This is a genomic window from Brevibacterium sp. 239c (assembly GCF_900169365.1).
Classification (GTDB): domain Bacteria; phylum Actinomycetota; class Actinomycetes; order Actinomycetales; family Brevibacteriaceae; genus Brevibacterium.
In genome coordinates this window covers 1-6437 of the sequence record NZ_FXZH01000044.1, presented here as the reverse complement: position 1 = coordinate 6437, position 6437 = coordinate 1, and the positions used below count along the sequence as shown (strand labels likewise).

Sequence of the window (6437 nt, the reverse complement as noted above, 5' to 3'; positions counted from 1 at the left end):
CGTTTGAGGGCAGAAGTGGTTCGATCTTCTCCCACTGCTCATCAGTGAAGACTCGGTGTCGTTGCTGTGTAGTCACGTCTCCACCGTGCCAGTCCTGGAATGGTCAATAAAGGAGACACGCCCTAGTTTGTGAAGCAGTTACCGCCGCAGCTTAGCCCTGGAGATCTCCTTTGCTGATTCTTTGATGTGCAGCTTGGATCTGCGTGCGATCGAGGTCATTGATGAAGGTCGAAGCGTATTCGCCCAGTTCGGTCGTGGAGACACGGTGCCCGAGGTCTTTGCGCGCAGCTATCATCGTCTTCTCCATTGAAGCCACCATGAGATTGAGCGCGTCAGGGCCAAGTTTTCCTTCTCCTGCTGTGTTGAGCGCACTCGTCTGGCGAAATACATTCCACGCTTGCACGAACTCTTTGCTCCCATAGAGGATCATTCGTGGTGTCAGCGACCGCATCTGGGATGCCCAGTCATCAGCTACGTCACCCTCGTTGCCGTTTGCAGAGCTATTCAGTATCTGCATGAACAGTGCGACTACGGATTCGTAGAATTCTGTTCGTTTTTCTCGAATGGCTTGTTCACGGGAACGCTTCTTTTCCATCCCCCATTGAGTGATGAATGTGATCACTGGAACCGCGATGACGCCGACTAGCGCGATGGTTGCTCCACGTGTGTCTCCATCCATCGACTGCAGAGCGGAGAAAACAAGCCGGCCGAGAGTCCATGTCAGTACTATCGCAACCGCGAGGACGAGAAGGGTCACCAGTATTGCGCCGATCATTTTTACGGTTTGTTTCACGTACGTTCCCTTCGCGATGATATGGAGCTGCTGACAGTCGGTCACAATTTTGAACCTCACCGAACATACATCGTAGGAGAGTGACCAAAGGTGGTGGTCGGCGGTCCGATAAAGATCGTTTACGGTGGGCCGCCTACTTCCACTCACCTTCCCAGGTGTACAAATCATCGGTGACGGCGTACTCGCGGAGCTCAGCGATCTTCCCGTCGCGTTCGGTCGCGATCGACGCCCCCAGGAACGCCTTGTCCTCACCACCCCGGCGATACTCAAACCGCCATTCGGCCACGAGCAGGTGTCCCGCTTGGAACTCGTGAGTGACCGTCCAGTCGAGGACGCGCGACCCTCCCTCGTTCCACTTTTCGCACCATTCCCGCACCCGTTCGCGGCCGTAGTACACCGGCCCAAAGCTCTCAGCGATCACAACGTCGTTGGTGACGGTCGCAACGATGCGCTCTGTGTCATTAGTTCTCCATGCCGCGATGTAGTCCGTGAGGGCGCTCATCTGACTATTAAACAACGGAACCTCCCCGCGACTTGCCGAAGACGAACGTATTTGGCACTGGCCGCAGATTTTGCCTGCCCTCACTGCTTCGCTGCGTCGGAAATGCGGTGCATCACTGCGGGAGGTGAGAACATCGGAAACCCTTACTCGTGTGCATGTTCAGCGGTACCTACTGGGGCATTGAGGTTGGCAGCGATCGCGAGCGGAGCATGCGGCCGGACACCGGAGAGTCTTCAGGGCCATACGCATGGTGGAGCCAAGTGGGTTTTTGCTTAGACCCTGACCGTCAAGTGGGAATGCGGTCACCAAGCAGTTGACGAAAGCCGATACCGGTTGAAAGCTCACTCTGCCGCCGTAGGGTCTTGAGTGCGTCAGGTCACATAATCGAGTCTTGAAAGGACGTGATCGACATGACGCTCCGGAGGAAGGCGATCACCGCAACCACTACTGCCGCCCTTACCGTTGGGCTCTGTCTCGGAGGAGCTGGTATAGCCAACGCAGAGCCGAAGGTCGACGGCCCTACCGTCCACTACAGCAAGTCAGACGTCATCGAATGGCAACAGACCATGGGCGATGTGAAAGGCAAATGCAAGTGGGGCGTGGGTGCCATCGGCGCGATCTGGGGCGGTGCCGTCGGTGCCGTCATTCTTGGGTCGATTGGTCAAGTAGGTTGCAACGGTCCCGCGCAGGCCAACAAATGGTTCAATAAGGCGGAAGCGCAAGGGTGCGGTTTGGACATGACGACGAAGCCTAATCCGAAGAGCACCGGGTCCTATGATCGGACGATCACAGAATACAAGCTCGTCTGCTGACAACCACTGCCGCGAACGCGAGGGGTGCGCCCATCTACATGGGTTGCACCTCTCGTTCGTGTCTACGCGCTCTGCCAAACTGAGCTCTATGGTTCCTGGCACCGTGAACGAACTATCGGTGCACGCTCGGAAGAACCTCGACTTGGAGAAGACCTCGCGCTGCGTAGCGTGCGAGTGCTGCTCGCAAGAGCGGCGTTGAGATGCCTTTTGCGTGTTGACTAGTCTGTGATCGCGCGAGCTCGACGGTAGAAGGTGGCTCTAGACATTCCGAGATCCCGGGCGACTTGCGCGGCGGGTTCGCCGCTGTCGACGAGGCGGACGGCGTTACTGATCTGGCTGTCCGTGATTCGGCGGGGCCGACCGCCGAGATTAAGGCCAGCATCTCGGCGTTTTTTGATCGAGTCGGTGATGCGTTCGCGTTTGATTTCGTGTTCCATCTGAGCCAGGGCGGCCATGACGGTAAAAAGCATCGAGCCCAAGGGTGTTGCTGTGTCGACGTCTCCACCTCCGAGGTTGAGTACACGCAAACCTGCACCCCGGTCGCGAAGCTGGTGGGCGAAGGAGAGCATGTTATATGTTGACCGTCCGAGGCGATCGAGGGTAGTGATGACGAGACTGTCGCCTTCGATGAGAGCATCGAGTGCTTTATCGAACGCTGGCCGTGACGCTCGAGCTCCAGAAACACCGCGGTCGACGTAGAGGCCATCGCGGCGTACGCCGGCTGCGAGGAGGTCGGCCTCTTGGCGATCGGTGGATTGGTCGCGAGTGGACACTCGGGCATATCCGATCAGCTTGCTCAAAACCGTTTTCCAAAGTGTCTCGCAACTAACGGTGAGTACACCGATTTGCCCTCCAGGTTACAACACATAGTTATGAGAATCTCTCGCCACGCGAACAATCCGGGATTCTCGGGAAGCATGTCGTTCCGAATGCAGTGCAAGTGGAGGCTCCCGCGAGATGTCTCGTATCCCTAGGGTTATGAGATCCTTTGTAGCCTCCTTCCTGGAGGTTGCGAACGGCCCCTTGGTCGTCGAAAATTGGGCTGGGACGCTCAGAGCCGAGTGATCATCACGAGCGGGGGAACGAATGAACGAGCTATCCGAACTCACCTTGGAAGATTTGGGCGCATCACTTCGCGATGAGGCAGGTTTGGCTGCGAAAACTGATGTCGCAGCCTGGGAGACCCTTATACAAATGGTCGATGATCTATACAGCATCGATCGAATCGACGTGCTCACAAGAAACCGGAAGTGGTGCCTGCACCACGTCTCGGTCTTGGGATTTCGAGGCGCGAGACACGAAGTCAACCTCGAGATTGATAATCTTCATGGGCTAACGGTCCTGTTTGGCGAGAATGGATCGGGTAAATCCAGCCTAGCGGAGGCGGTACGCGTCGCGCTTGAAGGTAGAACAGGTGCGACTCATCTCGGAAGCAACGGAACGGTCCACGAAATTTGGGGAGCGACGGACCAGCGCAGTCAAGGCGTAAAAGAAGCAACGGTAAAAATACTGCTCATTGACGAACCAACAACTGATTCCCTTACGATCTGCGCCAAGATCACCGAGACAGGCGTGACGAGAACTGGGCTACTTAAGATTGGCGACGAGCAGCGCGAACTATTCGACGAATCCCCGGAGTGGTCACTCTGGTCAGATGCCATCCGGGCGTCACCTCCAGTGCTCGCATATGCCGAACTTGCTGATGAGCTCCAAAAGAAAAAAGATCTGCAAATCTGGCTCACGTCCTGCCTGGCTATGGACAACGCGAGCCGTGTATTCGATTCTCGAGTGCAATCACAGGTCGGAGCAGCTATAGCTGCCGACAAGGCTATAGCCAATGCCAAGCAGGCCAGTATGCAGGCAGTTGAGGAAGCCGATCTAGAAGCGAAGCGTCAAGGTGTCAAAGGGATCGTCACGCTCGAGTGGACAGAGCCGATGTCGCGCGAAGAGCTGAAAAACTGGCTAAAAACCCACCAGCTTTCGGAACGGCGAAAACTCGATAATTATCTTGACACAGATATTTTGGTAAGGGTTCCGGCTTTCGGTGCTGTATTTTTGGAAGCTTGGACGAAATGGTCCAGCGCTGCGACTAAAGCTTTGCTGACCGCTCAGGTCACGGCCTCAATTGTTGATATGAACTCTCGTGTCGTCAGCTCCGGACAAGGTGACAACGGTGGGGTTTGTCCTGCCTGCGGAACGCCGCAGACTGATTGGCGGCGGCATCTGCGAGAGGAAGCAACTAGGCTTCAAGAGGCGCAAAACTCCGCTGCAGAGCTCACAAAGCTCGTCCGCCGTTGCCACTCTGAGATAGTGGCACCCCTCAGCACCTGCCTACTAGTCTTGCCGCCTGAATTCGATGCCGCTGCTAAAGCCAGTCTCACTGTATTGGTAGAGGAAGCAGAGTCAGCTCTAAAAGGTACCGATGACTTAGACGTCAGCCTCCTCGCAACGATCCACAATTTGGCCAAGTGGAGTGAACGACCCGAAGCGCGTCCTCTAATGGAGGCAGCTCTAGCGGCCTCGGGCCTCGAGCACCAGTGGCGCTGCAACCGTTGGGATGCCGTGAGCCCCTACCTAGCCGTTTTCGAAGCAAACATCGATCTGGCGATCAAGACTGCCACCTTGAAGAAGGCGCGTAGCAAGTGGAATTCTTATCTCGCTCGAATCCGCGGTGACCGAAGTTCTAGCTTTCACGCACTCTTGGGGCCAGCGGTTGCTTCGCTGCTCGGCGACGCTGGCATCACCGTATCTGCTATCAACATCACGAAATCAGAAAGCAGACTCGATCTTCAAAACTCGAAAGGCGAGAGCGTAGAGCTCGCCCACCTCAGTGCAGGACAAAGGAATGCCCTCATCCTGGGACCAGTAATCGCAACAGCAGAGTCCGGCATTTTCGGGTTCTCTATATTGGATGATCCTGTGCACGCCTTCGACGACTTCCGGGTCGACAAGCTATCTTCAACACTGGCCCAGATCGGAAAGAGCCAATCGCTCGTCCTCACCACACACGACGCACGGTTTGTCGAATATCTAAGAGTCCATGCGACGCTGGCCTTCGTTGTCCTCACCACGAGCCGAGACGAAGAAGGGCGCATGACGCTAACGCCGACCTTGGACCCACCAGCAGAACTCGTCAAGTTTGGGCTCCAACTGGCTGGGGACCTCAAGAATACACAGGCGCCCGAAGGTCGTGCCGAGATTACAGCACTCCTTCGGATGGCCTTGGATGAAGCCCTAGAGCATGTTGCTCTCCGCTATTTCTCGAGGCTTTCCGCCAATGAAGCCCGGAGTGCCCGCGACACCTTCGATAAGGCGATGCTAACTCGAGATAGGAAGAAAGTGTTGAGATCGTTCCTCGCCGACAGTCCTGCTCAACTGGCACTGTTGACAGCAGCCTGGCAGCAAGTATCACAGCCAGCAAAACGATGGTCTGATGCGGTGCATGATCCCTCAGCGGTACCCGATGAAACTCAGTTAGATGCGGATATTGAAACCGCTCAGGCAACAATTGACGTACTCCGAAAGATTCATTGGTGACCATGTTGCCTTATGTCGTCAAGCAAGAGGCGCTTCGACTAAGACGCGCGATCGAGGAAGTTTCAGTAGAAATTTGGGTGGCCGCCTCCGGCCTCCCCAGGGATGAAGTTTCAACGCGAGTCGTGCAACGCCGTCTTATACTACTCGTCGCGATGGTGGACGAGCAGCGTCGGCTTGAGACATTTAGAGCGGTCAGGCAAGCTGCTCATGTCTACAGTGAAACATCGGATGTTCTTCACGGGAGGACTAGGGCTTCTCGCTTTCAAAGCGCTCAAGTTGAGGAATGGAAAGCCGATTTGTTACGTCTCGAAACTCTGTGGGCTCCTCTTCGATGATGTGTCGCGGCATCGGCGATCCCGTCTGCGCGATTTAGAACTGCTCGGCGACTGTCTCATAACCTACCTGTCGCAAAACCCGATGCGAGACGATGCAGATGTGATGTCGAGGCCGTATTGCACTGTCACGAGCAGATGGTTGATGCCTGATGTCGCGTAGACCCGGGCAGCAATCGAGCCCAACCCCAGCCAAACGAGCATTGGCTTCGGGAGTGTCAGTCGATTGATCCCCTGCCTGTCCACAAATCCCCGACTTACGCTAGGCACACAGGAATAGTCATGACTTCCCTTTCGCATCGATCCTCTTCTTGCCTTCCTCAAATCGGCGTGTTGTTGGCGGCCATGGGAAACTGCCCATAGGCGGACAGTGGAAATGCCCACTCCTGGCCAGTAGAACTGCCCAGTGACGGCCACGATTTCTGCCCATCCGACCACATAGTGCCCCCGCTCAAGGGGGA

General features: G+C 55.9%; 5 protein-coding genes. 2 read left to right on the top strand and 3 right to left on the bottom strand.

Annotated elements, in window-relative coordinates; all coding sequences use genetic code 11:
• Positions 1 to 151 precede the first annotated feature (151 nt).
• Together BSP239C_RS20130 and BSP239C_RS20125 are read right to left on the bottom strand one after the other, a co-directional pair.
• Positions 152 to 793 (bottom strand): hypothetical protein, encoded by a 642-nt coding sequence (locus BSP239C_RS20130; RefSeq protein WP_145997523.1) that lies wholly within the window; start codon positions 791 to 793, stop codon positions 152 to 154.
• A gap of 133 nt (positions 794 to 926) precedes the next feature.
• Entirely contained in the window at positions 927 to 1295 is a 369-nt protein-coding gene (locus tag BSP239C_RS20125) for a nuclear transport factor 2 family protein (RefSeq protein WP_101575075.1), read from the bottom strand.
• A 410-nt stretch (positions 1296 to 1705) separates the two neighbouring features.
• On the opposite strand from BSP239C_RS20125, the gene BSP239C_RS20120 reads away from it, so the two are divergent.
• Positions 1706 to 2107 carry a hypothetical protein gene (locus BSP239C_RS20120; protein WP_180959126.1) on the top strand — a complete coding sequence of 134 codons (402 nt, stop codon included), beginning with the start codon at positions 1706 to 1708 and terminating at the stop codon, positions 2105 to 2107.
• A gap of 218 nt (positions 2108 to 2325) precedes the next feature.
• Here the strand turns inward: BSP239C_RS20120 and BSP239C_RS20115 are convergent, their stop codons facing one another.
• A complete protein-coding gene (locus tag BSP239C_RS20115) occupies positions 2326 to 2907 on the bottom strand; it encodes a recombinase family protein (protein ID WP_101575073.1) in 582 nt (193 codons plus the stop codon).
• Between the two features lie 286 nt (positions 2908 to 3193).
• Here BSP239C_RS20115 and BSP239C_RS20110 point away from each other — a divergent pair, with 286 nt between their 5' ends.
• Entirely contained in the window at positions 3194 to 5644 is a 2451-nt protein-coding gene (locus BSP239C_RS20110; protein ID WP_101575072.1) for an ATP-binding protein, read from the top strand.
• Positions 5645 to 6437: the final 793 nt, after the last annotated feature.

Coding starts and splice junctions, on each gene's coding strand:
- BSP239C_RS20125 (WP_101575075.1), bottom strand. CDS start 1,295: ATGAGCGCCCTCACGGACTACATCGCGGCATGGAGAACTAATGACACA.
- BSP239C_RS20120 (WP_180959126.1), top strand. CDS start 1,706: ATGACGCTCCGGAGGAAGGCGATCACCGCAACCACTACTGCCGCCCTT.
- BSP239C_RS20110 (WP_101575072.1), top strand. CDS start 3,194: ATGAACGAGCTATCCGAACTCACCTTGGAAGATTTGGGCGCATCACTT.